This is a genomic window from Bradyrhizobium sp. CCBAU 11361, from assembly GCF_028128935.1.
In the GTDB taxonomy this organism is placed as follows: Bacteria; Pseudomonadota; Alphaproteobacteria; order Rhizobiales; family Xanthobacteraceae; genus Bradyrhizobium; species Bradyrhizobium niftali.
In genome coordinates this window covers 96,055-122,213 of record NZ_LBJZ01000025.1, presented here as the reverse complement: position 1 = coordinate 122,213, position 26,159 = coordinate 96,055, and the positions used below count along the sequence as shown (strand labels likewise).

Below are 26,159 nucleotides of genomic sequence, written 5' to 3'. Positions count from 1 at the left end.
ATCACGAACAGGCGGGGACGACGGTACCGCCCGCTCTTCGGATCAACCGTCGGCGCGCCCTCGCCATAGTCGACCTGGGCCTCCTCGCCAGGCAGGAACTCAAGTCGATCAAACTGCTCGGGATCGCTGTGTCGCAACGTGCGCACAAACCGCTTGACGCTCTGATAGCTGGACGGAAAGCCAAATCGATCGACCAGGTCCTGGTAAATCGCCTGCGCATTCCGCTTCAGGCGGACCTGTTCTTCGATCCATGCCCGATGCGGTTCGCAGGCCGAGCGGGCCAGGCTGCAGGCGGCTGTCGCTTCCGACACTCCAAAAGCCGGTGGTCGGGGTGGGGGAATTTGGTCGTCCGCGCTCACCGTGCCGGTGGTCACTTCCCCGGGGGAATTTGCCTCCGCACCAGCCCGCAGCGCCTGATAACGCCGGATCGTCTTGCGATCGACACCCGTCAGCCGGTGAATCTCGCGCTGGCTGGTGTTGCGATCAAGTAATGTAAGTACGGTGCTTTGCAGATGTCGCTTCAAGACGTTCAACTCCCCGGCCCCTTGCTGGCTAAAGGGGTCGAACATAAACGTCCTGCCTGACCGGCTACTGCTGTTCAGTGGCGCTGACGGCGATCATCAGGTGGGGGAGTTTCAAGTGACCATACCCGGGGGATTTTGACCGACCCACGGGGATCGCATGCTTGCGATGGTATCCGGTGATGTCGACGAACTCGTCCAATATCCGCGCCTTCTTCGCGCGATCCGAACGCCGATAGCGCGCGCCTGCTGCTGCCGTCAGTTCCTTCCGCGTTGCCATGCTTAGCCATCCCATCTTCGCCCCCGCTCGTTCCCGATCCAAGGGAGCAATTTACGTGAGGCAACGGCTCAGCGTCCGGTAACAATTAGGGCGAGGCAATGCGAGGTCTCACCTTGATCGCCGCCGCCCACTCGAGGCGGCCGCGCTGCGTGCGATTGAGATCCAGGCTCGCAACTACCCAAGTGCCAAATCGATCCTCGAGAAGGGGCTCGATCGAGTTGCAACGCCTGCGTCCCCCAAGCGCGAGCCGATCATACACACCAACATCAGAGGCTCGGACTATTCCCACTATAAGGGAAGAAAATGCTGACACACCCCACACTCCACTTACTTACCCGCCGGCGAGGCTCGTGAAGGCATCGCCGGCCTTACCGGCATGGCCGTTGCGGAACAAGTCACAGAAACGGCTGTATCGGTACCCGTCCGGATGGTCCGCAATGTACTCTTCCCGCAGCACCTGTAAGGTCACATGCTTGCGCTTGAGCTCGCGGGCAACAACGGACCAGTCAGGCTCGGCCACCTTGCGGCGACCCGGCTTCACGCCAGGCACCCCGTACAGCAGTTGCTCCAGCCCGGCGTCGCTTATCGCTTCCGGGACGGGTGCCATGCCAGACCCGCGCGCATAAACCGCTTCAGCGTGTCACGTCCCCTCGACTGCCAGCGCCTTCTTCAGCGCGGCACTGTCATCCGGAACAGCGTCGCGGTCGGCATCCATGCGACGCATGTGAATCACAGATTGGAGGCGTTGGGACTCCCTAAAATGCCGGCAGGCGCAGATTTTCCTGGATCAGCCCGCGCTCCGCGGTCGCCAGCTCAGTTGCGGATTCCGCCAGTCGATCCCAGCATATAGGCCATCTGAGCTGCTGAGATCGATACCGCCCCGTCCGACGCCGAAGGCCATATGAACTTGCCGCGATCCAGGCGCTTGGCGTAGAGCGACATGCCCAGCCCGACATGCCAGAGGATCTTGACCAGGTCGCCGCGGCGCCCCCGGAAGATGTAGAGATCGCCAGCATACGGTTATGTTGCGCGCAACATAATAGAGAGCGTTTTTAGATTGGCGGCCCGGCACCGAAGCTTCAAAGTGCGTCGGTGTGAGTGCGCCGGTAATCTAAAAACGTGTTGGACGAAGCCGCCTAGCGCGCCGGTGCCGCTATGGAAATTGGATGCCGCATCCCCACGTACAGTGCCGTCGCTGAGGCTTCGGGGACATGCTGGATGCGGTCTGGATGGTGAAACATTCTAATCAAGATATGGTCTCCCGGTCGAAAAGACCGGCGACGCCCGCGCCTGGAGCGCTCGATGCCGGAGGCGTGACAATAGGATGCCTGCTGTCTACCTTGGCAGATAGAACGAACGATGATCAATGATTGAAAAATCCCGACCGTCATGAAGTGTCCAGAAACGGTGGGTCTTGTGACGCAACCGGCGCGAGCACCTCGATGCACACCATCTGCCCTTGACGGCAAAAGGGACATTCCCGCAGGGAAACCCCGGTCAGCTCCTCGACCTTGTCGCGATAATCGTGCCCTTCCTTCGGATTCACCGGAGTATCGGAGTGCTGCATTCCGAGGAGTTCGCGGCAGCGGGCGAGCTTCTGCTTGCGGTAGCGGTTGCCCATGAAACCGTAATAACGGATGCGCTGAAATCCCTCGGGCAAGACATGGACGAGGAAACGCCGGATGAACTCCGCGGCGTCGAGCGTCATCACCTTTTGCCGGTTCTCGTTGCGATAGTCCTTCCACCGGAAGCGTACCTTGCCATCCTCGATATCGACGATCCGGTTGTTGGCGATCGCCACCCGGTGTGTGTAGCGTCCGACATATTCCAGAACCTGCTCAGCGCCCGCGAAGGGTGGCTTGGCATATACCACCCAGTTGACCTGGCGGGCGGGATCCAGATAGCGCCGGAATGCAACGAGATCGCGCAGCCGTTCCAATGACGAAAAGAATCGCAACTCACCGGCCTCGAATGCCCTTTGCAGGCCTTCGAGAAATAATCGCCGGAAGAGTCGGGAGAGCACGGCGACTGGTAGGAAGAAGCCGGGACGGCACGCGATCCAGCGGCTCCCGTCCGGCGAAAGCCCGCCGCCGGGCACGACGCAGTGGAGGTGGGGATGATGGCTAAGATTCTGCCCCCAGGTGTGAAGCACCGCGAAAAACCCGATCTCCGCGCCGAGGTGTCGCCGATCGGCAGCGATGGTGCGCAACGTCTCGGCGGCCGCGTGGAACAGGATCTTGTAGACCGTGCTGGCATGCTGGAAGGCAATCGCGGCGATCTCGTCGGGAACGGTGAAGACGACGTGGAAATACTGCGTATCGAGAAGCTCCTCCCGCCGAGCCTCGATCCATTCCGCTCGGGCGAGCCACTGGCACTTGGGGCAACTGCGGGAACGGCAGCTGTTGTAAGCGATCCGTCGTTCACCGCAGCGGTCGCACTGTTCGACATGGCCTCCGAGCGCTGAAGTTCGGCAGCGCTCGACGGCAGTCATAGCTGCGCGTCGTTCGGTCGATAGCGAGGCCCAGTGCTGCTCTCGCCAGGCAGCACCGTAGCGACGGAATATAACCGCGACCTCCGGACCTGAGCGGGCCATGAGACTGGCCGTCAGAAATGTTCGGGTGGTGGCGAGGAAGCCTTGGGGATCGGACGCGGCAGCAGTTCAAGCGGGCTCGTCGCTGCGCAAACCTTGTTGGTGGCGATCCGCAGATATTGGGCGGTCGTTGACAGGCTGCGATGGCCGAGCAGGAGCTGGATAGTGCGGAGATCGGTTCCAGCTTCGAGCAGGTGCACCGCAAATGCGTGCCGCAGGGAATGAGGTGTTACCGGCTTGGAGAGTTTCGACATCCGATGTGCCTGGCGGCAGGTGGCATCCACGGCGCTTGTCGATATCGGTTCTCCAGCAACGGCACCGGGAAACATCCATGTTCCGGTTGGTCGCACGGCGCGCCAATAGTCCGTCAGCACCTCCAGCAACCTGGCCGACAGCATGACGTAGCGGTCTTTCTGTCCCTTGCCCTGCTCGACGCGCAGCACCATGCGCTGGCGATCGATAGCCTCAGGCTTCAGCCGGGTCGCCTCGGAAATACGTAGGCCGGCGGCATAGCATGTCGTCAGGATCGCCTGGTGTTTGAAGCTCTCGATGCAGCCAAGGAAGTGCAGCACCTCCTCGGGGCTGAGAATGACGGCCAGTGTCTTTGGCGCCTTTGGGCACGGAATGATCCGGTCGAAATCCCAATCGAGGCCGAGCGTGACGCGGTAGAGAAATCGAAGCGCTGCGACGGTCACTTGCACCGAGCGCGGCGCCAGCTTCTTCTCGTTCGTCAAATAGACCTGGTAGGCGTGGATATCCTCCGGGCCGAGCAAAGCCGGCGATTTAGCGAAATGCCGAGCGAAATGCGAAACCTGCAGCAAATACGAATCCTGCGTGTGTCGCGACAGGTTGCGGACCTGCATATCTTCCATCATGCGTAACCGAAGCGAGGTCATAGCGAACTCCTTGACAAGAGGAACGCTGCGCGCGGGCAGCAACACCATCTTGTCAGGGGCAAGCGCTGATGAAATCGGGTGGATTACGTCGCTGTGCGGGTGGTGCCCGGTTAGTCAGAGACACGGGCTGGCTTCAAGGGGGATACGCCGCACTCAACGCGGATACCCTCCCGCGGAGCGGGTTCGTCCAACCGTTCTTATGTGTCGGACGCGATTATGTGGCGGAGACGCCCTAACGCCAGCCAGGGCGGGCCAGGCCTGGATTCCTCCGCCACATAATATTTTCGTGCCTCTTGCGCGGACGCGGGATCCCCCTGCGCCGCAACGCCAAAGGGGCACAATGCTCGAGTTCTATTTTTCGTATCGCGGGGTGCTCAAGCGCCTTCGTAACGGAGCGCTCGGCGCCGAGATGGATCGCATCGCGGGGCACTTTTTCTCGCTCGGTTACAAGCAAACATCCGCTAAACTCTATCTGAGCCGGATTGCGCGGTTCAGCCATTTTGCTGCAGCACACTGCGGTTCGGGGCCGATCGGCGAAGCTATCGTCGATTGCTATCTACACTCGTTCACCACGGACTCTCCGCGGATTGCGGCAGTGTCCGCGCTTCAACACGCGCGGCGAGTGGCGCCCGAACGATTCATTGCTTCGGCGCCCAGTGTAGTCGATGATCCGGACGCTCCGCTTTGAGCTTCTTTTCGGACTATCTAAGCAGGGTACGAGGCCTTGAGCCAAGGTCCCGCGATGGCATTCTCTTGGGCGCGCGGCGCTTTCTGGATTGGCTCCGCCGTCGCCACCCCGGCCAAGACCTCGAGACGTTGACGGCGGAGCATGTCCTTGCCGCCGTCGAGTATCGGCTGTCGCTCTCGGCGACCTCCGCCACTCGCACGGCGGCGACCTCTTACATTCGAACGTTTCTCCGCTTTCTGCATTGGGCTGGCCACCACGAGCAGGATCTGGCCCGCGTCGTACCCGCGCATGTCGGTGTGCCCGGGCGATCCAGACCCTGACGCCGCTCGGGATCGGGATCATCGCCGTCTCAGAAGCTCAAGAGCCCGCTGCAGCGCCTCCGTGTCCACGCCCCGGTCAACGCGCTCGCGCCGCCGCCAAGCTCGATCTCGATAATGCCGGCCCTTGCACATTGCGCAGGCGGTGAAGACCCCGGTTGTGGCGCGCCACTCGAGATCGGAGCCGCCGCAGGCGTGATCTCAACCGGAAAAAGCACCGGCGCGGCATCCCCGCTCAACTTGCCTTCGCGCGCCAACCGGCGCCACGTGAACAATTGACTTGTCGACAGCCCGTTACGTCGTGCCGTAACCGACACCAGACGTCGCCCGCCATAGCTCTGCTGACGATCCGCTGCTTTTCTTCCAATGTCCAACGGCGTCGAGCGCCTGTCGAGACGACTTCAAGTCGGGAAACCTTCGAAATAGGCATCTGGTCAGTCGTCAGTCATGCGCCTATGTCTTCATCCTCCTTCAAACCGCACAAGGCGGTCCTGCCCGGCCTGCCCGGAGCGCCCACCCCGAGCTACAGGCCGCCTCCGTGGGCCCAAGAAATTGAACCTTCGCCGGCTCCGATGAGGGCATGCGGCTGCGATCTATACCTTGATCGCACGGCCAAGCTCCACGAGATCTATCCACAGGCTAGGCTCGCCGACGTGCTGGCCCGCCTGCCGGATCATCGCGCCAAGCGCATGTCCTGGGAATTGTCGACCTCAGAACGTCGCTCACGCCGCATAAGCGCGGACGACGTACCCCGCACGATGGACATAGGCCGACATTTCCGGACGCCCGAACCGTCATGACAGGCTTCTCATCCTGGAAGCGCGCACTCTCTACGACAACTCCACGCGGCACCCGAAAGGAGCGCTGGAGTTTTTGCTGCATGGCGCTGATTCTTCCCCAATCAATGCGCTGGAGATCCCTCGGGCCCGAACGAGATCTGGTCCGGGCCTGGGAAGCCATACGCCATCAGTTTACCGAGCCGGCAGCGGCCCGGCCAGAGACACAGGCCCAATGTGGTTTGTCTTCAAGCAACTTCCCGGCGGCCTGGGATGCAGCCATCGCGCAACTAATCCCTACTTGATCAAATGCAAAGACGATATCTTTGGTTTGATACTTCAGCTTATCCGCTGCGCGGAGCACCCCTTCGGCACCATTTTGAAACGTGGCGTTCAACGTCCAGTAGTCTTGATTCGCGACAACAAACGTGTGGAATGCCTTCCTGATATCCCAACCAGAGCGTTTCGATAGGATACAAAACACCTTGTTATAAATTCCACTAGAATAGTGAACCTCCAGTCCATCGTAGTATTTGGAGACGTGGTCTATAGACACGCCATCCTGTGGCGGGTCGCACATATATCGCAAGGACGTGCCAGCTTTTTGGGTAACATCCGCCCCCACGGTCAAGTCAGGCCCCGATCTTCCGAATGTATCGCCATACTTCTGGAAGTAATAGGACTCGGCAGCCTCTCCTGCCATGTCGGAAAACGACTCATTCATTCCACCTTACTGGTACTGATATTCGAGGTTCGAATTCTGCTCTGTGAAACCATGCGACACTTCATGGGCAACAACATCCAAGCTCACGAGAGGATAGAACATCGTTTTCCCATCGCCAAGCGTCACTGAGCTGCCACTCCAAAATGCGCCGTCCTTATTCTTGGAGTAGTGTACGCGCAAATGCAGTTTCTGCTTCAAAGGACTGACGCCGTACCAGTCCCTATACATGTCCACAACAACCTTCCCGAAAAATTGGGCATCATTGAGCGGTGAGAACGCGCCATTGATATCATCCCCTGCGTTGTTGTAACACCTAAACGCAAAAGGCTCGTTCGTACCTTCGTCAGAGAAGTTCATGTGCTCGGTGAAAACATCTGGGCTATCCATTTGACAGATGCTGCCCTGCTCGTTCACTTCGAAGGGCGGAACGGTTTCGCTTCCATAGGTGTATTGGCCAGTCTTGGCATTTCCGCCAGGCCCCGTTCCTTTTTGGGCGTGTTGTAGGTTTTCATAGGAACTCACCGTTTCGCCTGTGATAGCGTCGATAAACAACACAGGACGTGTCGGGCGTGGAGCTGCTGTTCCGTCCCGGACAGTTGTAAAGAACGACGTGCGGTACACAAGCCGGACCTCGCCATTCTTTTGAACGAGATACACGAGATCGGCCTCTTCATTTTTGTAGCTGCTCCCGCGAAGCGTAGGAGCAGAGGAGAGCACAATCTCCTTAGCTTTTTGAAGCGCCTGCTGTTTGGTGATCTTGGCGGTCAGGGCCGGACCTAGATCGTAGGCGGCAGTTCCGCTTAAGGCAACAATTCTCGTGCCATCAGCAGATCTCTCGGCAACGATCTGCGGGCCCCACACGGGAATTCCGTTGTGCTGCTGCTCAAGGCGGAGGGTGGCGCCGGAACGGTTAGGCAGCGCCTTAAGCGACGAAGAAGTATCGAGTTCGAGTAATCCGGCAACGGAGGCCTCAGGTGATCTTCCTTGAGCTATTTCACCTAGGGGACCGGTTTGAGGTACAACCTTGTTCACCTCACGAATCTCGGCGGCGGTAGCTGACCCTAGCGAGGCACTCAATACAAAGCACGCCAGTGCGTGGATACGGTTATGACGCATGACACTGTCCTCAAGCTCGATTAATCGCTTCGCTGCGCTGAAAGTAGCGAACGTAATTGCTGCGATCTGGCTCAACCTGCATATTCATTGTCATCTCCCCCTTCATCAGTTGCGATAGCTCTCACGACCATCGACGCCTTTTGCTGTTTCGATCACAAACTCAATTGCAAGCTTGGCGAAGCGCGCGGCTTTTGTTGCATCCAACTTGGAGACCACGTCCTCCGAAGTGTGAATGTATGGATTGATACCTTCGAGCGGAGCCTCGAAAGGCCAGGCTGCGCGGATGCCATTTCTCGTCCACGAGGCATGATCAGAGCATGCGTAGCAGCCCTTAGTTTCACCGTGCGTGATCGCATGAGCACCAGAATGGTTGTATTCCTTTAGGAGCTTAGTGAGAAAACCATTTAGTTCGGGGCTGGTGTAATCATCGTTCACCAGGTAGATGTCCCGGGGGGACCGGTCGGCATTGAAGCCGGTCATGTCAAGCTGCAAGGCCGCAATTACCTTTTGCCCTTCTTTGCTGTATCTGTCCGCGATTTCTGCGGAACCTCGGAGCCCTACCTCTTCTGCCGAGTAGGCCATAAACTTAATGGTCCGCTGCGGTTTGAATCCCGTTTCCATCAGCACACGAAGCGCCTCTGTGACGACCGCGACTCCGGATGCGTCGTCGTCAGCACCAGGCGCGTTCTCTTTGGGGTTCTCTTTATTCTTATTAATTGAGTCGATATGCGCGCCAATCACCACTATTTCATCCGGCAGGGACGCGCCTCGGATTGTTCCGATAACCGAGTTCTGAACCCAGCCGTGCGAAAATAGCGCGACTGTGAAGTCTGGACGCTCCTGTCCCATGCTCTCCCATTCTCTACGAACAAACTCAGCCGCTTCTTGCCCTTTGGACGTTTCGAAGTGTCGCGTCCCGAAACCTTGGAGCATTGTGATCGTGCTGAGGATCTTATCGCCCTTAACCCGATCAAGGGCTCGGCTCACGATACTCTGCTGATCAAGCGTCTCCGGAAGGGAAGCTAAGTAGCGAAATCCGGGCTTGTAAGCTGGGTTGTCCACCTCCTTGAGGGCTGCCTCGCGCGACGCGTGAACAGTGAAGCCGCCGCAGCGTGGGCATGCGCTGCGCATCCAATTAGAAAACCTGTCTAAGTCTTTCTCAGCGATGTCAGCAACGGACATGCCGTTGATCACTTGAAACGTGGGAGCAACGAGATCGTCAGCAACTGATTGGCGGCTCGCAAGAGACCGCTGCGCGGCAGCTGCCGCATTGTCGCCAGTGACAACCCAAAGCCTTGAGGATTGTGCATAAGTACAGGGACTGCCCACCAGCAACATGGCTAAAGCAGTTAGAATTGTCTTCGAGCAACTCATTCTTTTCATGCCTACTCCTTTTCGCCGACGCATGAGCATGCCGATGACGCAACCGCGCTACGCACGGTTTGCGGCGGCTGCCGGACAACCAGTCGTCCAGCGATGACTCGCGGCCGGTCCGCTTGAGGTTGATGTCCTTTGCGAGAATTGCTGTGGTCGTGCGAACAGAGCAAGCGGCGTGCCAAATCGAAATTCCAACATTACGCGTGCTTCGTAGCATCTGGGTGCGTCGAAGCTCGATATTGGGCTAACCTGACAATCGGCACGGCTAGTGACCGACATTCGTTGCAGCGTTAGCGACGAAATTGCGACTATTCAGATACTGTGCAATCGGTGCCGCTGAGCGCACCGAGTTGCAGGACCGGCAGCCCGGCCATGGGGATCCGCGCCATCAAGTTCTGTTGAAATGGAGAACCAAGCTAGCCTTGGCGCCATTCTCAAGGTCCCGCAAGTAGCCAGCTTTGTGCTCGTGTTGGATCGTTCAGAACGAGCCGCGCTCACGGCGGGTTGCGCCAGCAGCAACTGAACGCCGGCGAGCGCTTTGTAATGGCCGGGCGGGCAGTTGTGAGAGGCCTTGTCCTGCTCAGCCGCCCGAATTGCTGCTACTAATTGAAACAGGACCGCTCGCATGAGAGCAGGCCTAATCAAAAACCTAGTCGAACTCGGACGGCTGCCAGCGTTGCCGTAGCGACGCGGATCATATTCTCACTGCGGCATATTCCGCTTGTGGCAGGGGGATCCACTCGAGACCTAGCCAAGACCTCGTTGCAAATGCGCGTGCGATCAATAGATGATCCCCGCAGATGGGGCTGCCAGCGCTACATTCTCCGGACGTGCCGCTTGCGGGGAGGAGTATGAAAATTGTAATGCGGCACTGCCGATGGCCTGGATCGCCGTCGTTGTCGAGGGGGACTCAATCGAGACGAAACTATTCCTTTCCGCCGCGGCCCAGGATCTGCAGAGCGGTCGAGTGAATGTGTCGCTGATACCGAATCCTCGTCGGGACTGCCCTTGTTCGGTCAAACCAGGGATGCCGACCTGCGGTTAGCTGGTTTGTGTGTGACGAAACCGCCGGTCACCCTCCGAGGCGAATGACGACTACGCATTCCCACGCCGCTGCTGTGCGCGGGGTACCGTCACCCAGCCTTTGACCGTAGGCGACCGGTGCAAGCAGTGTCCCGCCTCAGTCATTGCATGCCGGTTGCGGCCCGGCTAAGCTCGTAGCGTGCCTATGTGCATCGCAATTACATTCTCATTTGCCGAACCGAGTTCAGGTGGCAACGCGCACCGTCTGGCCACCCCGGTGCTCGGAAGCTGGATCGCCGCGGTCGATCTTGGTGGCCAGCCCCGCTCGCATTGTGAGCCGCCGCTCCGTGTCGTCATGCCGCCCCCTTCATGACAGACTTGACTAACACTATTTGCTACGCGCTGCTGCTGTTCGCGTGTGGCTGGCTGATCTGGACCGATCTCCGCCATGGCATCATCCCTGATTGGATCAACGGCTTGATCGCAGCGCTGGGACTTGCGAGGACGTTTGCAATGGAGGGGGCTCTTGGTCCACTGATCGCGGGCAGCCAAGGCCTGATAATCGCTGCCCTGCTCCTGCTGCTGAGAGTACTCTACTTCCGTTGGCGCAGCATACAAGGGCTCGGCCTTGGTGACGTCAAGTTCCTGGCCGCCGCTACGCTTTGGACTGGACTATTCGACTTGCCGATTCTGTTGCTTGCCGCAAGCGTCGCGGCGCTGTTCGTCGTACTCTGTCTCCATGTTGTCGGGCAAGGCGTCACCGCACGAACGTCGATCCCGTTCGGACCATTTCTGGTCGTTGGCCTACTCGTCGTGCTTGCTGTGCAGACAAGTTTTGCAAGTATCCCTTTCTAAACTATCAATTTATTGGATGGTTTTTTCCCGCCAGGCAGAATACGTCGGACATTCACGGCGCGACAACAACGCGCCGTGCTGCCTCGCCTACAACCGCTCTGGCGCAAGAGAGGTCACATAATGACGAAAATTGATGTCAACGGCGATTGCGGCATTCTGAAGGTGTTTTAGAGATCCCGAGCAACAACATGCTCACGACTAGCTCCTGGACCTTGACGAATTAGCACGCTTACCGGAAATCTGATCGAGAACGTCGTCACGGCACAGGCGAATCGAAATCGCTGGGCGCTCGGGCATTGAATCCATGCAGCGGAGAAGCGTGCAAAGGCAACACGCATTCATTCCGCGACTTCGTAGATTGACAATAAGACGGAACACAGGCGTTGTTTGGGAGGACCGGATGTTGGATCGGACCACTACTGCAGTTGTCGAGGTCCCAGCTCCTGTTCGGCGGCCGTCGAGTTCAAGGGTGATAGCTGGATCTCTCCCTCACTTCCTTTTCCAGGCTGGGGCATAGACATGATCGCCTTCTTGGAGGGGTTTTCCAACATCACCTCGCGAGCACGCACCTCGCGTAGGACCCAGCCATCATGCTGTTCGCCGACCCTCATCCGAAGCGACAACTTGCTGGACTGATCGATGAAGATCCCGAAGCTCTCGAGCCCTCCTACAACGGTTCCAACCAGCGAGAGCGCCGGCTTCTCCGGTCTCTTGGAGGACAGCGGAGGCACGGGCACAGCGGCAATGGGCGTCGACACGGGAAGAACCAGCGCCCGTCGTGAGGGCGAGAAGATGGGACGATCGCGGGTAGCGGATAGCCGGGTCAACGGAATCCCCCACAAGGGATTGGCACTGGATGCGGCCTCTTTCGGCGCCGGCACCGAATTGACGGTCAATAGCGAGGGCTCAGGCTTGTCGACTCCTGCACCACCCTCCCGCTGCCCTATCGAACGAGTGTCCGTCACTTCCTCGCTTTTCACAGCCGCTATGGCCGCGCAGACCGACAGGTTTGTTATGGCTAATACGACGGCGGCCAACCGGATCATTTGATAGGACGCATCATTTGCGTTCCTGCCATTGGCCCGATACCGTCAGCGAAATGCGCAGCTTTCCTGGCGGGGTGGTCGTGACGGTCAAGAACGTCTCGACCAAGAGTTGCTCCACAAAGAGGAATGGAAGACCGGCTTCCAGATCATAGAGCAGTTGCTGTAAGGCTGGTTGTTCGATCTCGCAACTCGTCACTACACTAATGAAGCCTGCTTTCGAATGGTTACCCTGCAGTTCGACCTCGGTCGACAGAACGTTGCCCCCAGTTTTTGTCACGGCGCCCACCACCCTTTGCACCAGTGCAGCGCCTGCAAGGGTCACAGTCTTTCCTTCGAGAAAGGCCGAGCCGCCAGGCCCGGTCAGATTAGGCTCGCCGCGGCGATCTGGCCGAACCGCTCGTCCCTCGAACTGAGCCAATAGCTCTCCAGCGTCGTGGAGCTGGTCGTATCGCGCAAGTAGATCGGTGATGGCGCTTGCGATTACCCAGAGGAAAGCGAGAACTACGATACCATAGCCTGACGCGGCTGCGGCAGGTGATGACCGAAATGCCACCTGAAAGAGAGCGGATCCCCTCATGTGCTTCCCCTGAAATAGGCATTCACATGAACCTCGATGTGAAACCGCTCGCCGGGCTCGTTTGATGATCTGGTTGTCGGCGCGAAAAATGCGGCTCGGCTGAACTGCGGCGACTGCTCGATCAGCTGGATCAGCGTCGGGGCGTCCTGAGTCAGACCAACCAGTTGCAGCCGATCGCCCTCGACACGCAGTTTGGTGACATAGGTACCATCGGGCAGGATGCTCGAAAGATGATCCAGAACCACCACCGTCGCTGGCGTAGTCTGCTTACGCCGAGCGAGCAGCGCGTCGGCAGTTGATGCAGCGTCGCTCGGATCGCTCTTGACTGCTGCCCGCTGACGCGCGATCGTGCTGCGCAGTTCTTGCAATGCTCCGTCTGCTTTGGTGCTGAGCACCATGGTTATTATCAGCACCAATGCAGTCGCAGTCCCAGCGCCGAGCAGAAAAAACTTCAGGAGTTTCGCGAGGTCTCGGCGACCGGAGATTGCCGAACGAAGACCTGCGCTGAAAAGCGTAATCGGTTGCAAGGACAACTCGCTGTGAGTATGGATCGCGACTGTGGCAGCTCCGACATGATCCGCGAACTGGACCAGCGGCTCTACCGTGGCACGCGACACCGCCGCTAAAATGAGGCCGATGCGTTCCTTGGGTGCCGACTGAGGCTCACTAAAACCAAAGAGCGCCTGTTCGGCACTCCAGGGCGTTAGTCGATCGATCTGTGAACGGATCATTCCATTTAGAAATGGTTCTGCCTGCTTTGGAAAGTCGAGCTGCCGAACCAGAACTTGGTTTGGGGCGAGGTAAATGTCCATTACGCACCCGCGCAGTACCCCAATCCAGTTGCTTGGCAGGGTATGGTCGCCGGCCAGCCGAACTTGGGCATTCTCTGGCCGCAGCTTGCGTGCGGAGTGCTGCAGCAGCTGTAGCGTCAGCCCGTCCGCTCCGTTGTGCCAAGCGCTTACCCGCCGGCGCCGGTGGACACGGTTCGCGATCGCTTCAAGAGCGCTAGCCACCGCGGCACACCACGCGTTAAGCGCCGTTTCGATGTCACTTGCCATCTTCATGCCCCACGGCGCGCGCCGCGCGCGTCGTGTGTTTGCGCGCCCTCGTCCTCGTGCGACAGAACTCGATAAGGCAATTTCCCTTCGCCCAATTCAATTACGACCACCGACGACCGCCGCCGACCATCGGCTGCCTCTAATGACACACGCAACCTCCACGCGTTGCTCTTGCCCGCGATGACCCTGGCACTTGCGGGCACCAGCGCCTGCCCAATAGCAGCCGGGTCGGCGGATAACGAGTCTCGTGACGCGAGGAAATCCTTCAGGATTAGCGGCGTCATTCCCGGAACTGAAGCGACCACCTCCGCCGGGGCGGCCAAGATGTCTATCCCAGGCGAGCCGCTGAAGACGGTGACAAACGGCATCACTCGGTCAAGCAACCAGGACGGCGGCCCCAGCACCAGCGGTAGCTCGTCGACATGGACGAAGGGGGCCAGCCTCGGACCATATTTACGTCCCGCCGCTGCATAAAGCGCCTCTTCCGATCGCGCAGCCGCCTTATCCACCGGCTTGGTACGCCACGATACCACCCTATCGGCGTAATCCTGCGCCGCTTCGGCGTCTGCGCCAAGGATATTGAAGAGATTGGCGATCATCTCCTTCGGCGCGGCATTGAGATCGACTCGGGCGGCCTCGGTTAGGAACGAGACCGCCACAACGTCCCCGCCGATCCGGATGCTGAATCCACCGCGCCTTGGCCGCTCCTCATTTTTAGCCATGAGCAACTGATAAGCCGCTAGCTCAACGCCGGCAGCGACCAACGCTTCTGCTTGCAAGGCATCATCATCAATCCGCAAGACTCGCGCCGAGTTCGAAAGGTACTGTGAGAATACCACGATGAGCGCGGCCAAGGCTGCTAGAAACCACAGCACCGCCACCAGGATGAAGCCATCCCGAGGGCCAGCCTTGCGTGACGATTGCCCTTTCGATTGCAACATTAATCGCTCCGCGCGCCACCGAAAGCGGCCTTCGGACCCTGCTGTGGCTCGTCCGACCTCGAGCTAACGCAGTCCCTCTCGCCTTCAATACATCCCGCAACCGGAGCATCGACATGAATCCGGGCCACTCTCGACATTATGGCTAATCCGCCCCGACTACGATCGAGAATAGTCAAGCGAACGGCAGTAGGAAGCCGACCCGCCTCATGCCAATCCGACCACCAAGCGAGGCTCGCATCCGCATAGGCAAAGGACAGTCGGAAGGGAGGAGTAAGCAGCACCACTCGATCGGCGAAATGCAGAGTTTCGGAAAGTGAAACGCCGACGGGCAAAGGTGTGAAAGGGGTTCGCGAGCGCACGAGCGCAACATCGGGTCCGTTAGAAGTTTCGCCAATCTGGACGATGTCAAGGCCAGGCTCGACATTCGGTCCAATCGCCTTGCGAACAAACGTCACCCCCAGCTCTCCCCCTTCAAACAGCGGCCGCGTCTGGTCGCGATTTGACGGGACAAACTCCGCTGCAGAAAGATCGTTGGCTATTCGGCGCAGGGCCAAACCGAGCATCTCCGCACGTTGAACACGATTGACGCCGCGATTCCACGCCGGAAACCATTGCGACGTCATCGTCGCGAGCACCGACATCACGAGCCCCGCGACAGCAAGCGCAGCCAGGGCCTCGATCAGGGTGAAACCGGCCCGCTCCTCACGATATTCTGATGCCGCACACATCAGCCTGCAGTCCGCGCCAGTCGCACTGTGCGCACATCGACGACGGCGCCCGATGCCGAACGGAGACGCAGCTCGACCATGCGAGGAATCCAGCCCGCCTGACCGGCGGCGACGTCCCAACCCGTCCCGATCGGCGCAACCAGAACAGTCCACTCGCCAGAGGCGGACGCACCGCGCAATGTACCGGGTAGCAACCGATCACGGCCTGGAACCGCGGTGACAAGAGCCGCGCTCGCCTCTTGGATGACTGCGACCCTCTCCTCGATCTTACGAACGGCACGCATATTGGTTGATACGACCGTGCCAATTAACCCAAGTGACAGGCTGAGCACCGCGAGCGCGACTAGCATCTCTATCAGAGTGAAGCCAGCGTCACTCTCTTCAGCCATTGATGAGGGAACGAGAGACAACCTCAATCCTCCCAGTCAGCCAGTCGATCCTGATCTCGAGACGCAGGTCAGCCCGCCAGAGTGCAATCGCACCACCGCAGGACAGGCCGTCGGGAAAGAAACTGATCGTCGATAAGACCGGACGTTGGTTGCAGCTGCGTGGCAATATCGCCTCGAATTCGACGTCGTCCGGCACCTGGACAGCAGCGGAGCTGGCCCCCGAACGAATCGCCCGGCCTCGCGGATCAACCAGAGTATCCACCCTGACGCCACCGCCGACCGACATCGCCCGGTCAGCTTTCAGGATCGAGGCGGCCGCAAGAGCATAGGCCTGCAGCCTTGCCTTGGAGGTCTGCCGCGGCACGAACGGCAATAGCACGGCTACGATCATTCCGGTGATCGCGAGCATGCAAACCACCTCCAGCAATGTGAAGCCGCGTTGACCATCACTCATTGCGTGCACTCGTCTGCGCACCGAGCATAATGTCGGCAGCCGTACCGCTACCTCCCTCCTGACCGTCGGCGCCAAAGGATATGATCTCGTATGGGCCGCGCTCGCCGGGGGAGCGATAAACATAAGGCGTATTCCAGGGATCGACGGGGATCGCGCCACCTCTCAGGTACGGGCCATTCCAGGCCGTAATGCCGGCGGGCTGGCTCGCCAAGGCGCGTAACCCTTCTGATGCCGTGGGATAACGACCCGCATCCAGATAAAAGAGGTCCAGTGCGCTCGCGAAGCTCTGCAACTGGATCTTGGCTGCCTTGACCTTGGACTCCCCGAGATAATTGAGGACCCTTGGTCCGATCAGCCCCATGATCAGGCCGATGATGGTGATCACAACCAGCATCTCGGCCAATGTAAATCCGCGCTCGCCTTCGGAGACCTCCACTGGAATACGCCATATAAGTCTCGATTGGTATGCACGACGTTCCGCGACCGGCTGGCATTCTGTTGTCATGCTGATCTCCTCTGCGCTTCGTCAGTCGACGAGCTGCGTGACGGAAAGCAGCGCCGTCATGACCGAAACGATCAGGCCTCCGACGACAATACTGATTGTCAGTATTGCGGCTGGCCCGACCATTCCCAAGACACGATCAAGGCTGCGCTGGAGTTTCGCCTCATAGAATTCCGCGATGCGGCCGGCCAGCACCGGCAATTCGCCGGTCTCCTCGCCCAGCCGTAGCATGCGAACCGCCATGGGCGGGAGCACGTTGGACTCTGCAAGCGCTTGCGACAGCTTGCCGCCGTACCGAACGCGATCAGCCGCTTCGATCCACGGGGCAGGAGACGAGGTTACGGACATCACGTCGACGAGAATGCGCTGCGTTGCGGTGAGATTAACGCCACACCCCAACAACAGTCCCAAGTTCCGACAGAACAGGCTCGTGCGGTGGAAGACGAAGATTCTGCCAATTCCAGGCAGCGTTGCAAGCGCAGCAACGATCGAAGCACGCACCTTCGTCTGCCGCATGAGCCACCAGCCCCCGGCCAGGACGAACGCGCCTGAGATCAACAGCAAAGCGCGGTTAGCTCGCATCAGATCAGAGGCTTCCATGAAGAAGCCAAGTGCCGGGTCAGCGCGGCCGCCGAAATCGCGCAGCACTGATGAAAACTGTGGCAACACAGCCAGAATGAAGAACAGCATAACGCAGCCCGCTGCAAGCAACACGAAAATCGGATAATGCATGGCATCACTGAGCTTCCGCCGAGTTGCCTCAGCCCGATCACGCTCCGCGGCCAGAATCTCAAGGACTTGGCTGAGCGTACCAGAGGCTTCACCGACCTTCATGAGTGCGCCATACATTGACGGAAACAGATCAGGTTGCGCGGAAACTGCATCGGTAAAACTTTCGCCGCCAAGCACGGCCAACCTCAATCGTGCAATCACCGGCCGCAGCCGGCCAACATCGCAATCGCCTGACAGCAGATCAAGAGCGTCATCAAGGCGCGCTCCTGCCTTCAGAAGCAGCGCAAGGTCGCGCGTGAAACTCGTGACCTCGGCGTATGAAGGACGGTTAGGCCAGAATCCGCGGCGAAATACCGACGCGGAACGGGCCTCCTCCACGGCTTCAATCGGTAGCAGATGCAGAGATGAAATCCGGCGCTCGGCCTCTGCTTGCGTCGATGCCACCAACGAGCCGGCAACGATCTCTCCGAACTGAGTCAATGCTCGATAGCGGAAACTTGGCATAATCCTGATTCAGCGTGCAGCAACAACACGAAGAATTTCAACCGGCGCTGTTATTGCAGCTCGGCATTTAGCAATCCCATCGTCCAGCATCGTCGTCATCCCCCCGCCGATCGCCGCCTGATCGATTGCCAGCCCATCGGCATTATCGGCGATCAGCTCACGCAAACCGCTGCTGAGTTCGAGGAGTTCAAATACTCCGATCCGACCGCGATAACCGCTGTGGCTGCAGCGTGCGCAGCCCCGCGGCTGCCACATGATTTCCCCTGCAGATAGTCCGAGGCGGCTCACTCTTGTGTCCTGGCTCTGTTCATCCTCGCCGAACGGTACCGGCGCCTTGCAGTGCTCGCAGAGTTGTCGCACCAGCCGCTGTGCGATAACGCCACGCAAAGTCGATCGCAAAAGATAGCCTTCCACACCGAGATCAAGCAGTCGCGGCACGGCCGCCACGGCCGTTTCGGCGTGCAGCGTCGTGAGCACAAGATGTCCCGTGAGCGCGGCATGGACGGCAACATTCGCCGTTTCCGGATCCCGGACTTCACCGACCATGATCACGTCGGGATCCTGACGAACAAAGGAGCGGAGTGCACTCGCGAAAGTAAGCCCGATGGCAGGCTTGATTTGCGACTGATTGATTCCGGGGATGTCGTATTCCACGGGGTCCTCGACCGTCAGGATTTTCCGTTCTGGCACATTAAGCATGGACATTATGGTTGCGAGAGTTGTCGTTTTGCCGCTGCCAGTCGGCCCTGTGACCACGATCATGCCGTGCGGAGCCGTGATCAGCCTGCGCAGAACAGCCTCATCGCGCTCGGAAAGGCCAAGACGGTCTACTGCAAGCTGGGAGCGGTCCTTCGGCAGAAGACGCAGAACCGCGGACTCGCCATACTGCGTCGGCATGATAGCGACACGCACGTCGATCTCGCGGCCGACCCGAATTCGCGCAGCTCCATCTTGCGGCAGACGTCGCTCCGCGATGTTCAATCCAGCAATGATCTTGATGCGAGAGATGACTGCCTGGGGCAGCACACCCGCTGGCGGCTGAATGGCACGAAGCAGCCCATCGATTCGCAGCCGAACCGTAAGGCCCATTGAGAACGGCTCGACATGAATGTCACTAGCGCGCATCTCGAGGGCTTTTTCGATCAGATCATTGACCGCGCGCACGACGGGCGCGCCGCTTGCCAGGTCGCGCAGACTTTCGATGTCGTCGTCGCGCAGCTGCTGAACGGCGGACTGCCCCCTCTCTTCAGCAGCCCCGAGCTTCTGATCGAGAAGGATAGTAATGTCCTCTATCGAAGCTACCTTAAATGAGGTCGGCACCCCGAATACCAGCTCCGCGGCTCTACGCGAGGGCTGGTCGGTGGGATCCGCCATGGCAAAGACAGGTGTGCCGTCCGAAAGGCGGTGAGGAAACGCGACCACTTCGCGAAGAAAGGCTGGCGAAAACTGATCGATTGCAGGAGCGGCCGCCATCATTTCCTGCAGCGTAATACGCTCGAGACCAGAAAAGCGGGCGGCTTCGTCGGCAAATGACTCTGCCGATAAGTCAAACATCTCCCAAGTTCTCGTCGGCCGATCACCGGTTTGAGCGTCGCCCTCCAGGTGTGCCGAACACATCCGCCGGAGATGCTCGATGAATTGCATTGACGACGTGCCGCACATAACATGATCCGCTCGCGCCCTGGGTCGGCATAGGACCCGAGGCGACTCGTCAAACATCTCTGGCAAGTCACATGCCAAATTGTGAGAGACGCCGACATCGGCTCGCAGTGTTGTTTAGGCAGATCGTCCGCCGGGGAGCCGCGCGCTTCGTCGGCTCGAATGCGCTAGTGTCCGACTCCGAACAAGAAGGGGAACGAAGCCTACAATCCGCGAGCTCCGTCGCGAGCGCGACATATCAGATAGGCGCCATGTCGCCCCTGCAGATTGGTACAGTCCTTGCTGAAGACTTAAAGCTGGAGCGAGCCTGAGACTCTGACCGATTGGGCAATTTGACTTGGGCCGCTCCGCCGAAAGCGACAGAGGGGAGAATGACCCAGAGCACGAGACGAAAGATTGATGCGGCTGATGGGGCTGCAGAGACATGCGATGGAGGGCAATCTGACGCAGCGCTATTAGCTGCATCCGGGGCAACGAACCCAGCAACTTCTGGAGCCGGTGGCCCGCACATTCAAGAGCGGCAGCGGCGAGTACGGCGCAGCAATCATGGAAAGCCGCTGGTCGCAGGCACTGCCAGTTGCTCCGTCTTGTCCGCTCAAGCGCCTATGGGCCGCCACCCGCCGCTAACCAGGCGACGATCCGGCGCTGATGCGGCGGATCGATGAACGTTCACGAGTTACCACGATTACTCCAGCACGACGTCCGTGGCGCTGGCGCTGAGCCTAGAACGATCCCGGTGACCCCGGCCGGCGAGTGAGGCGCGTGGTCAAACCAGCTCAAACATGAAACGCTATCCGCACGAGGACCGTCGTTTGGAGAGACGTTGAGTTTCACCAACCCGCCGGTCGCGAGCGCCAACGACACTCTTCCTATAGCGGCACTTGGATATGTGGGCCTGGGGCGCTTGGCCACTCAAACGGTACGAGATAATGACTGCGACGAACTACACCGCAAACTGGGCACTCGCCGCAACGTTGAGCTCTTCTTGCCATTGCGCCTCTTCAGGGTCGCGATCCGGCTCTTCAGTAACGTCGATGTGGGCGGGGCGACTTCAAGCGCATCAAATACTGCAACGGGCAAACAAGTCATCCATTCCACCTCACTTCGAAGAAGACGCGGGCGGGCAACCGATAAAAGGATGAGTCAGCTGGACATAAGCGATCGAACGCGTGCTCCGACAAGATAACCTTGGTGGCGAGATTACCCATCCTCCGCGGAATGGGCTTCAGCTTCAAACGATTGGCTATCGACATGGAAGTGGTTAATCGCGGCGCATCGGCGCACCCACGTTGCTGGCTTTCGTGCGCGGGACAGTAAATCTGCCGTGGAGCTCCAAGCCACATCCATCACTAGCCTAAGTGGATCGCAATCCAGTGAGTCTTCCAGTAAGTCGAAGTCAGTGCGGTGGAGTCGCGCGCAACGTACTGCTTGTCGCGGCAATGCTTCTGTTCGCTTCATGTAGCATCGTCACGAACGGCGCACCCACGACAGCACCCGCTGATTTGGACGTCCTCGACAAGGTCCGATCGCTCGACATCCTTCCGCGCAGCGAACAGCCGATCGCGTCTTTCCAAGCGTCGCCTAACTCAGACGGTGTGGCAAGCAGCACCTACTCGGGTTCAGAGGTCTTCGAAGCCACGGAGGTGCGGCGGCAGCAGACCCCAAATGGTCCCGGCTACGATCTGAACTTCGAGAACGCGCCTGTCGCCACCGTGCTAAAGGTGATGCTCGGGGACACTCTCGGTCTCGGCTATACCATCGATCCACGCGAGCAGGCCACAGTCAGCCTGGTGTCCGCGCGACCGGTGCCCAGATCTGACATCGTTTTCGTGCTCGAGAGCGCGCTGCGACTTTCCGGCCTTGCGCTGGTACGCGATACGGGCGGATACAAAGTCACTCCTTTCGGCAATGCCACTGGAGCAGGCCACGTCGATGCCGATGCTCGTCGTTCCGAAGCCGGCTATGGTGTGTCAGTGGTACCCCTGCAATATGTTGCAGCGAAAACCATCCTCAAGTTGATGGACAGCTTTGCAACCCGCGCCGGAAGCGTACGTGCGGACCCCACGCGAAACCTGCTTCTGATCCAAGGGACCGGACCCGAGCGGCGAACGGCCGTCGAAACTGCCCTGAGCTTTGATGTCGACTGGATGAAAGGCCAATCGGTAGGCATTTATCCCATTCACAATTCCGCGCCAGAGCCTCTGATCACAGAGCTCGAGAGTATCCTGGATTCCGGCGACAACGGGCTCAGTCATGACCTTGTGAAGCTTCAAGTCGTCTCCAGGTTGAACGCCATCATGGTCGTAACGCGCAAGCCGCCGTTGCTCCAGACCGTAGCGACTTGGATCCATCGGCTCGATCGGGCAGACTCAGCTCAAACCGGCGTTCGTGTCTATCGTGTCCGCTATAGTGACGCCCGCTACTTGGCCAAGGTGCTGAACCAGATGTTCGTCGGCAGCGCCTCGACGTCGATCGACATCGGCGATAAGGAGGTCGCTCGCACGACTTCGGCTGCCGAACGGCTGTCTGCGGATACATCCGCGCCGTCCCCCAGCCTGTCCACCCCCGCGTCGGGCGGCAACGGCGTAAGTAACACCTTCCCATCAGGCTTGAATTCGTCGAACGGAACGGATGCCAGCGGTGGACTTGACACACCAACCGGTGGTCGACCGCCGGTCATGCCCAACGTACGGATCACCCCTGATATCGTGAGTAACTCTGTCTTGATCTATGCCAGTCGCGAAAACTATCGGATTATCAGTTCCACCTTAAAGCAGCTCGATCAACCCGTGCTGCAGGTCGGCATCGAGGCGACGATCGCGGAGGTAAAGCTCACCAACGAGTTGAGTTACGGGGTCCAGAGCTATCTGACCAGCAAGCAGCTTGGATTGAAGACCGACCAGGGTTCTATTCTTAACTCGACCAGCGGTGCGGTGAGTAAGGCAGCGAACGCGCTGCTAAATCGCGCAGTTCCGGGATTCAACTTCCTGATCGGATCGGAGTCACAGCCGGCCATTATTCTCGATGCGCTACACGGGGTGACCAGCGTCAATGTGTTGTCCAATCCTTCACTCGTCGTCACCAACAACCAGCCCGCAACCCTTCAGGTCGGCGATGTCGTTCCGGTCCAGACTAGCAAAACGAGTTATCCATCGCAAAACGGCACCGTGGTTAATACTATCGACTACCGCAACACCGGCATTATTCTTCGCGTTGTGCCGCGTATCACCACAAGTGGACACGTCAGTCTCGAGATCGAACAGGAGATCAGCCAGGTATCCTCGGCCGGTTCATCCGAGCTTACGCCGACCGTGTCCCAGCGCAGGGTGAAGAGCGCGGTCTCTGTGACAAACGGCCAAACCGTGGTGCTGGCCGGACTGATCAGTGAAGACCACAAGGGAGATCGCAGCGGCATTCCGCTACTTGACGAGATTCCCGGTCTTGGCGATGTGTTTTCACACCAGCGCAAAAAGGGGCAGAGGACGGAGTTGATCATCTTCATCCGACCCCAGATCATCCAGACCGGCAGCGATGCGCATCAGCTGGCAGAGGAGCTACGTTCGAAGCTTCGCGGTGCAGTCGGCGCGAGCATTACAGATGACCTGCGTGTCCGCAATGTCCGCTGATCATTCTCATATCCCGCTGTTGGCTCGACGCGACATCATCCGGTTTGTGCTGGCGCAAATGATGGCTCTGCTTGTCGCGTTGGCGCCAGCACGCGCAGACGCCATTGCATCGGCAAGGAGCGCCTACGCACATGGGGACTATCAGAAGGCGGTCCGGCAGCTCACCCCACTTGCTTTACGCGGCGACGCGCAAGCACAGGCGACGCTTGGTTTCATGTACGAAAACGGCTTCGGCGCACCAAAAGCCTACAATGCTGCAGTCGGCCTATATATTCAGGCCGCAAATGCCGGAATTCCATTTGCCCAGGCGATGCTCGGCCTGATGTATGACAAAGGCCATGGTGTTCGGCGGGATGTCGTTCTCGCCTACAAATGGATGAATATTGCGGCAGCTCAGGCCCGCAGCGCTCAAAGGAATTATTTTCTCCGCTTGCGCAACGCGATTGCTTCCAAAATGTCGATGAATCAGATCGCACAGGGGCAGGCATGCGCGCTGGCGTGGACACCAAATCCATGGTCAGGCCGGACGCGCAGCTCCCCCTCGCAGTTCTCGAAGGGCGAAGCGGCGCGGCGGGTTATTCGTTCAAGAGGCGCTCGCGGTGGTACAACCGGGACGCCTTAGCTGACCCAACAGCGAAGGCGTCGCGCTCTCCAGCCGTAAAGGTCTTCTGCGGCGATGGGGGTGATTGCCGGTTTCGTGCGGATGCCGTGCCACGGTCCCAGCCAATGCTACCAAGCATAGCTCAGAAAGTGTCATTCGTGGCGCATCGGTCCAAACGCTGGTCGCCGGCCCTGAGACGGCCTCGAAATGCTCGAGCCGCGTCGTCGGAATCATGGAACTGCTCCGGAATTGCTGGAGCAGAGACGCCAGCCGGTGACGCAGCGGGAGAGGAAGTCACGGCTTTTATCGAACGTGATGCCAAGTAAAAGACCTCGATGGCGCCTAAACGAGAACCGCGCAGCCCCACTGGAGTTCGGAGCTGCCGGATCGCGGCGGCCCTTCGGTGTGAAGAACAGGCACTGCCTGTTCCGTGCCCGCCAGTGTTGTCGCAAACGCGCCATTGCATGGGAGCACAACGACGGAGCCACCCGACAAATTGCAGCGCGTTCCTTTATTCATCCCTGCTGACGATTGCCGCGATCCGTTCAAGGTTTGAATGGGGCTGCAGCAGACAGGCATTTTTATTGCACTCAACGCCCTGAGCTCGACATGTGGAGCGCCGGGGCGCGTGGCCGGCCACCTCAAGCTAGACGACATGTAGAGAACGTGGAATGCGTGCGCGACTTAGCTGGTTGAAATGTTCGGGCCAGCGATCGCGATCGAGACGGATCGAGGATGGCCAGGCAATTTACTGGGAAGAAGCTGGAGCCGGTCCTCCTTGCGGCAGACGAACGCTTGACCGGCCGCGGCGTGTTGGGCGCAACCATCGGCAATATTCTCGAATTCTACGACTTCGGGACCTATAGCTTTTTCGCGATCCAGATCGGTCAGGCGTTCTTCCCGGCGGGCGACCCGTTCGCCAGCCTCATGCTATCACTCGCGACGTTTGGCGCGGGTTTTGTGACCAGGCCGATCGGGGCCATCGTGCTCGGCTCGTACTCGGATCGGGTCGGCCGCCGGCCCGCGATGACCGCCAGCTTTGCAATGATGAGCGCCGCGATTCTTGTGTTGGCGGTTACACCCTCGCACGAGGCGATAGGAGTTGCCGCTCCGTTGCTGGTCATTTTCGCACGTTTGGTGCAGGGCTTCGCGCTGGGCGGTGAGGTTGGCCCGACGACCGCCTATTTGATGGAAGCGGCCCCGCCTGAAAGGCGCGGTCTTGCTGTCTCGTTTCAGCCTGCCAGCCAACAGATCGCTGCAACTGCCGGAGCGTTGATTGGAGAAATACTCTCTCTCACCATGACAAGCGAGGCACTCAATGCGTACGGATGGCGGATCGCGCTCTTGCTCGGCGCCGCTACGCTGCCGTTCGGGCTTTGGCTGCGAAGCACCCTACCCGAAACGTTGCACCGCCCCGAAGTCCCGGCTCCCGTTGTCCAGCCTGCAAAGAGATCGCCTGCCGCTCGCCGCATCATGAGCTTGGGATTCATCATCTTGGCTAGCTGCACGATTATCACCTACATCACGGGATATATGACCACCTATGCGCTGAACACCCTGCAGGTTTCTGCGCCACTCGCCTTTGCGACCACCCTCATCAGCAATACGGTAGGAATTGCTGCCGCACTGCTGGGCGGATGGCTCGCGGATCGGGCCGGACGCCGGCACATCATGATATGGCCGCAGATCACCGCGTTTCTGATGACCTATCCAGTTTTCTTGTGGATCGCAGAAACCCGCAGTGCCCTTGCACTTCTCGGAGGCCTCGGCGCGCTCACCCTCATCGGAACGATTCCCTATAGCGCCTTCTATGTGAGTATGGCCGAGGGTTTGCCCAAGAACATTCGCGGTGGCGCGTTCGCGACGATTTACGCTTTTGCGATAGCGATCTTTGGAGGCACCGCTCAACCAGTCGTCGCCTGGCTCACCCAAGTTACCGGGAACGCGCTGGCGCCCGCCTGGTACATGCTTGTCGCTAGCGCGGCGGGGCTCTGTGCCATGCTTATGATGCCCGAGACCGCACCGCTCAAAATTCAGAGCGCTGTGAATAATCAAAGCCCGCCATAGGGCTGGACAATGTGATCACGGGTCCCCTTCCGGCGGATATCGCGCGCCGCCTCACGCGGTGCAGCAAGAATGTAGGTCGCCGCCTTTGATGCAAACGGTCGCGCGGCCGTCG

22 protein-coding genes and 5 pseudogenes are annotated in these 26,159 nt (G+C 59.3%); 7 read left to right on the top strand and 20 right to left on the bottom strand.

The annotated features are described in order from the left end of the window. The 6 genes and pseudogenes from XI08_RS08945 to XI08_RS08925 form a co-directional block, all read right to left on the bottom strand. Positions 1–569: pseudogene (locus tag XI08_RS08945) on the bottom strand (IS21 family transposase); the annotation flags it as partial. 88 nt (positions 570–657) lie between these two features. Next, a pseudogene (locus tag XI08_RS08940) lies at positions 658–816 on the bottom strand (ISNCY family transposase); the annotation flags it as partial. A 370-nt stretch (positions 817–1,186) separates the two neighbouring features. Continuing rightward, a pseudogene (locus XI08_RS08935) lies at positions 1,187–1,446 on the bottom strand (IS21 family transposase); the annotation flags it as partial. 168 nt (positions 1,447–1,614) lie between these two features. Further along, a pseudogene (gene tnpB, locus XI08_RS46195) lies at positions 1,615–1,809 on the bottom strand (IS66 family insertion sequence element accessory protein TnpB); the annotation flags it as partial. A 379-nt stretch (positions 1,810–2,188) separates the two neighbouring features. Further along, positions 2,189–3,394 carry an IS91 family transposase gene (locus XI08_RS08930; RefSeq protein ID WP_271574132.1) on the bottom strand — a complete coding sequence of 402 codons (1,206 nt, stop codon included), beginning with the start codon at positions 3,392–3,394 and terminating at the stop codon, positions 2,189–2,191. A gap of 11 nt (positions 3,395–3,405) precedes the next feature. Further along, the gene (locus XI08_RS08925) at positions 3,406–4,287 is read right to left on the bottom strand and encodes a tyrosine-type recombinase/integrase (RefSeq protein ID WP_271574131.1); all 882 of its coding nucleotides are present in this window, start codon (positions 4,285–4,287) and stop codon (positions 3,406–3,408) included. Positions 4,288–4,627: 340 nt separating this feature from the next. On the opposite strand from XI08_RS08925, the gene XI08_RS08920 reads away from it, so the two are divergent. Both XI08_RS08920 and XI08_RS45960 read left to right on the top strand, forming a co-directional pair. Beyond that, a complete protein-coding gene (locus XI08_RS08920; protein ID WP_271574130.1) occupies positions 4,628–4,975 on the top strand; it encodes a hypothetical protein in 348 nt (115 codons plus the stop codon). Next, positions 4,972–5,295 carry a site-specific integrase gene (locus tag XI08_RS45960; protein ID WP_333927152.1) on the top strand — a complete coding sequence of 108 codons (324 nt, stop codon included), beginning with the start codon at positions 4,972–4,974 and terminating at the stop codon, positions 5,293–5,295. The genes XI08_RS08920 and XI08_RS45960 overlap by 4 nt, the downstream gene beginning before the upstream one ends. Positions 5,296–5,324: 29 nt before the next feature. On the opposite strand, the gene XI08_RS46190 is transcribed toward XI08_RS45960, so the two are convergent. Continuing rightward, complete coding sequence (locus tag XI08_RS46190; protein WP_442869548.1) at positions 5,325–5,609, bottom strand: transposase; 285 nt, start codon at positions 5,607–5,609, stop codon at positions 5,325–5,327. Between the two features lie 221 nt (positions 5,610–5,830). Between XI08_RS46190 and XI08_RS46185 the strand changes: the two are divergent. Further along, positions 5,831–6,092: pseudogene (locus tag XI08_RS46185) on the top strand (transposase domain-containing protein); the annotation flags it as partial. A 166-nt stretch (positions 6,093–6,258) separates the two neighbouring features. On the opposite strand, the gene XI08_RS08915 reads toward XI08_RS46185, so the two are convergent. From XI08_RS08915 to XI08_RS08905, 3 genes are read right to left on the bottom strand one after another with little or no spacing between them, the layout of a single operon-like run. Next, positions 6,259–6,792 carry a M4 family metallopeptidase gene (locus XI08_RS08915; RefSeq protein ID WP_271574129.1) on the bottom strand — a complete coding sequence of 178 codons (534 nt, stop codon included), beginning with the start codon at positions 6,790–6,792 and terminating at the stop codon, positions 6,259–6,261. Between the two features lie 6 nt (positions 6,793–6,798). After that, positions 6,799–7,983: a PepSY domain-containing protein gene (locus tag XI08_RS08910; RefSeq protein ID WP_271574128.1), complete on the bottom strand. Its 1,185-nt coding sequence runs from the start codon at positions 7,981–7,983 to the stop codon at positions 6,799–6,801. Positions 7,984–8,013: 30 nt separating this feature from the next. Beyond that, complete coding sequence (locus XI08_RS08905; protein ID WP_271574127.1) at positions 8,014–9,291, bottom strand: M20/M25/M40 family metallo-hydrolase; 1,278 nt, start codon at positions 9,289–9,291, stop codon at positions 8,014–8,016. A gap of 1,386 nt (positions 9,292–10,677) precedes the next feature. Between XI08_RS08905 and XI08_RS08900 the strand changes: the two genes are divergently transcribed. Beyond that, positions 10,678–11,163, top strand: coding sequence for a prepilin peptidase (locus tag XI08_RS08900; RefSeq protein ID WP_161533271.1), 486 nt, complete (start codon positions 10,678–10,680; stop codon positions 11,161–11,163). Positions 11,164–11,579: 416 nt separating this feature from the next. Here XI08_RS08900 and XI08_RS08895 read toward each other — a convergent pair whose 3' ends face one another. From XI08_RS08895 to XI08_RS08850, 10 genes are read right to left on the bottom strand one after another with little or no spacing between them, the layout of a single operon-like run. After that, positions 11,580–12,209, bottom strand: coding sequence for a general secretion pathway protein GspN (locus tag XI08_RS08895; protein WP_271574126.1), 630 nt, complete (start codon positions 12,207–12,209; stop codon positions 11,580–11,582). Between the two features lie 13 nt (positions 12,210–12,222). Next, positions 12,223–12,786: a type II secretion system protein GspM gene (gene gspM, locus XI08_RS08890; RefSeq protein WP_271574125.1), complete on the bottom strand. Its 564-nt coding sequence runs from the start codon at positions 12,784–12,786 to the stop codon at positions 12,223–12,225. Continuing rightward, positions 12,783–13,844: a PilN domain-containing protein gene (locus tag XI08_RS08885; protein ID WP_246740484.1), complete on the bottom strand. Its 1,062-nt coding sequence runs from the start codon at positions 13,842–13,844 to the stop codon at positions 12,783–12,785. The genes gspM and XI08_RS08885 overlap by 4 nt, the downstream gene beginning before the upstream one ends. Positions 13,845–13,846: 2 nt before the next feature. Then, entirely contained in the window at positions 13,847–14,785 is a 939-nt protein-coding gene (locus XI08_RS08880) for a general secretion pathway protein GspK (RefSeq protein WP_161533267.1), read from the bottom strand. Continuing rightward, complete coding sequence (locus tag XI08_RS08875) at positions 14,785–15,513, bottom strand: PulJ/GspJ family protein (RefSeq protein ID WP_271566372.1); 729 nt, start codon at positions 15,511–15,513, stop codon at positions 14,785–14,787. Before XI08_RS08875 ends, XI08_RS08880 begins: the two co-directional genes overlap by 1 nt. Next, entirely contained in the window at positions 15,513–15,902 is a 390-nt protein-coding gene (locus tag XI08_RS08870) for a PulJ/GspJ family protein (RefSeq protein ID WP_161533265.1), read from the bottom strand. The genes XI08_RS08875 and XI08_RS08870 overlap by 1 nt, the downstream gene beginning before the upstream one ends. Then, positions 15,895–16,356 carry a prepilin-type N-terminal cleavage/methylation domain-containing protein gene (locus tag XI08_RS08865; RefSeq protein ID WP_161533264.1) on the bottom strand — a complete coding sequence of 154 codons (462 nt, stop codon included), beginning with the start codon at positions 16,354–16,356 and terminating at the stop codon, positions 15,895–15,897. The genes XI08_RS08870 and XI08_RS08865 overlap by 8 nt, the downstream gene beginning before the upstream one ends. Further along, positions 16,349–16,861 carry a type II secretion system major pseudopilin GspG gene (gene gspG / locus XI08_RS08860; protein WP_161533263.1) on the bottom strand — a complete coding sequence of 171 codons (513 nt, stop codon included), beginning with the start codon at positions 16,859–16,861 and terminating at the stop codon, positions 16,349–16,351. Before gspG ends, XI08_RS08865 begins: the two co-directional genes overlap by 8 nt. Before the next feature lie 21 nt (positions 16,862–16,882). Further along, complete coding sequence (locus XI08_RS08855; RefSeq protein WP_161533262.1) at positions 16,883–18,094, bottom strand: type II secretion system F family protein; 1,212 nt, start codon at positions 18,092–18,094, stop codon at positions 16,883–16,885. A gap of 9 nt (positions 18,095–18,103) precedes the next feature. After that, positions 18,104–19,756 carry a GspE/PulE family protein gene (locus XI08_RS08850; protein WP_161533261.1) on the bottom strand — a complete coding sequence of 551 codons (1,653 nt, stop codon included), beginning with the start codon at positions 19,754–19,756 and terminating at the stop codon, positions 18,104–18,106. Positions 19,757–21,255: 1,499 nt separating this feature from the next. Here XI08_RS08850 and gspD point away from each other — a divergent pair. The 3 genes from gspD (at position 21,256) to XI08_RS08835 (ending at position 26,047) form a co-directional block, all read left to right on the top strand. Next, positions 21,256–23,379 carry a type II secretion system secretin GspD gene (gspD, locus tag XI08_RS08845; RefSeq protein WP_333927151.1) on the top strand — a complete coding sequence of 708 codons (2,124 nt, stop codon included), beginning with the start codon at positions 21,256–21,258 and terminating at the stop codon, positions 23,377–23,379. After that, complete coding sequence (locus XI08_RS08840; protein ID WP_161533259.1) at positions 23,351–24,001, top strand: tetratricopeptide repeat protein; 651 nt, start codon at positions 23,351–23,353, stop codon at positions 23,999–24,001. Before gspD ends, XI08_RS08840 begins: the two co-directional genes overlap by 29 nt. Positions 24,002–24,715: 714 nt before the next feature. Next, positions 24,716–26,047 (top strand): MFS transporter, encoded by a 1,332-nt coding sequence (locus tag XI08_RS08835; protein ID WP_271574123.1) that lies wholly within the window; start codon positions 24,716–24,718, stop codon positions 26,045–26,047. The last annotated feature ends 112 nt before the right edge of the window (positions 26,048–26,159 follow it).

Bases quoted from the DNA above. Each gene is read 5' to 3' on its own strand.
- gspM (WP_271574125.1), bottom strand. From the start codon at position 12,786: ATGAGGGGATCCGCTCTCTTTCAGGTGGCATTTCGGTCATCACCTGCC.
- XI08_RS08875 (WP_271566372.1), bottom strand. From the start codon at position 15,513: ATGTGTGCGGCATCAGAATATCGTGAGGAGCGGGCCGGTTTCACCCTG.
- XI08_RS08915 (WP_271574129.1), bottom strand. From the start codon at position 6,792: ATGAATGAGTCGTTTTCCGACATGGCAGGAGAGGCTGCCGAGTCCTAT.
- XI08_RS08840 (WP_161533259.1), top strand. From the start codon at position 23,351: ATGACCTGCGTGTCCGCAATGTCCGCTGATCATTCTCATATCCCGCTG.
- XI08_RS08865 (WP_161533264.1), bottom strand. From the start codon at position 16,356: ATGAGTGATGGTCAACGCGGCTTCACATTGCTGGAGGTGGTTTGCATG.
- XI08_RS08920 (WP_271574130.1), top strand. From the start codon at position 4,628: ATGCTCGAGTTCTATTTTTCGTATCGCGGGGTGCTCAAGCGCCTTCGT.
- XI08_RS08880 (WP_161533267.1), bottom strand. From the start codon at position 14,785: ATGTTGCAATCGAAAGGGCAATCGTCACGCAAGGCTGGCCCTCGGGAT.
- XI08_RS08835 (WP_271574123.1), top strand. From the start codon at position 24,716: ATGGCCAGGCAATTTACTGGGAAGAAGCTGGAGCCGGTCCTCCTTGCG.
- XI08_RS08905 (WP_271574127.1), bottom strand. From the start codon at position 9,291: ATGAAAAGAATGAGTTGCTCGAAGACAATTCTAACTGCTTTAGCCATG.
- XI08_RS08895 (WP_271574126.1), bottom strand. From the start codon at position 12,209: ATGATCCGGTTGGCCGCCGTCGTATTAGCCATAACAAACCTGTCGGTC.
- XI08_RS08925 (WP_271574131.1), bottom strand. From the start codon at position 4,287: ATGACCTCGCTTCGGTTACGCATGATGGAAGATATGCAGGTCCGCAAC.
- XI08_RS08930 (WP_271574132.1), bottom strand. From the start codon at position 3,394: ATGGCCCGCTCAGGTCCGGAGGTCGCGGTTATATTCCGTCGCTACGGT.
- XI08_RS08870 (WP_161533265.1), bottom strand. From the start codon at position 15,902: ATGGCTGAAGAGAGTGACGCTGGCTTCACTCTGATAGAGATGCTAGTC.
- gspG (WP_161533263.1), bottom strand. From the start codon at position 16,861: ATGACAACAGAATGCCAGCCGGTCGCGGAACGTCGTGCATACCAATCG.
- XI08_RS08855 (WP_161533262.1), bottom strand. From the start codon at position 18,094: ATGCCAAGTTTCCGCTATCGAGCATTGACTCAGTTCGGAGAGATCGTT.
- XI08_RS08900 (WP_161533271.1), top strand. From the start codon at position 10,678: ATGACAGACTTGACTAACACTATTTGCTACGCGCTGCTGCTGTTCGCG.
- XI08_RS08850 (WP_161533261.1), bottom strand. From the start codon at position 19,756: ATGTGCGGCACGTCGTCAATGCAATTCATCGAGCATCTCCGGCGGATG.
- XI08_RS08885 (WP_246740484.1), bottom strand. From the start codon at position 13,844: ATGGCAAGTGACATCGAAACGGCGCTTAACGCGTGGTGTGCCGCGGTG.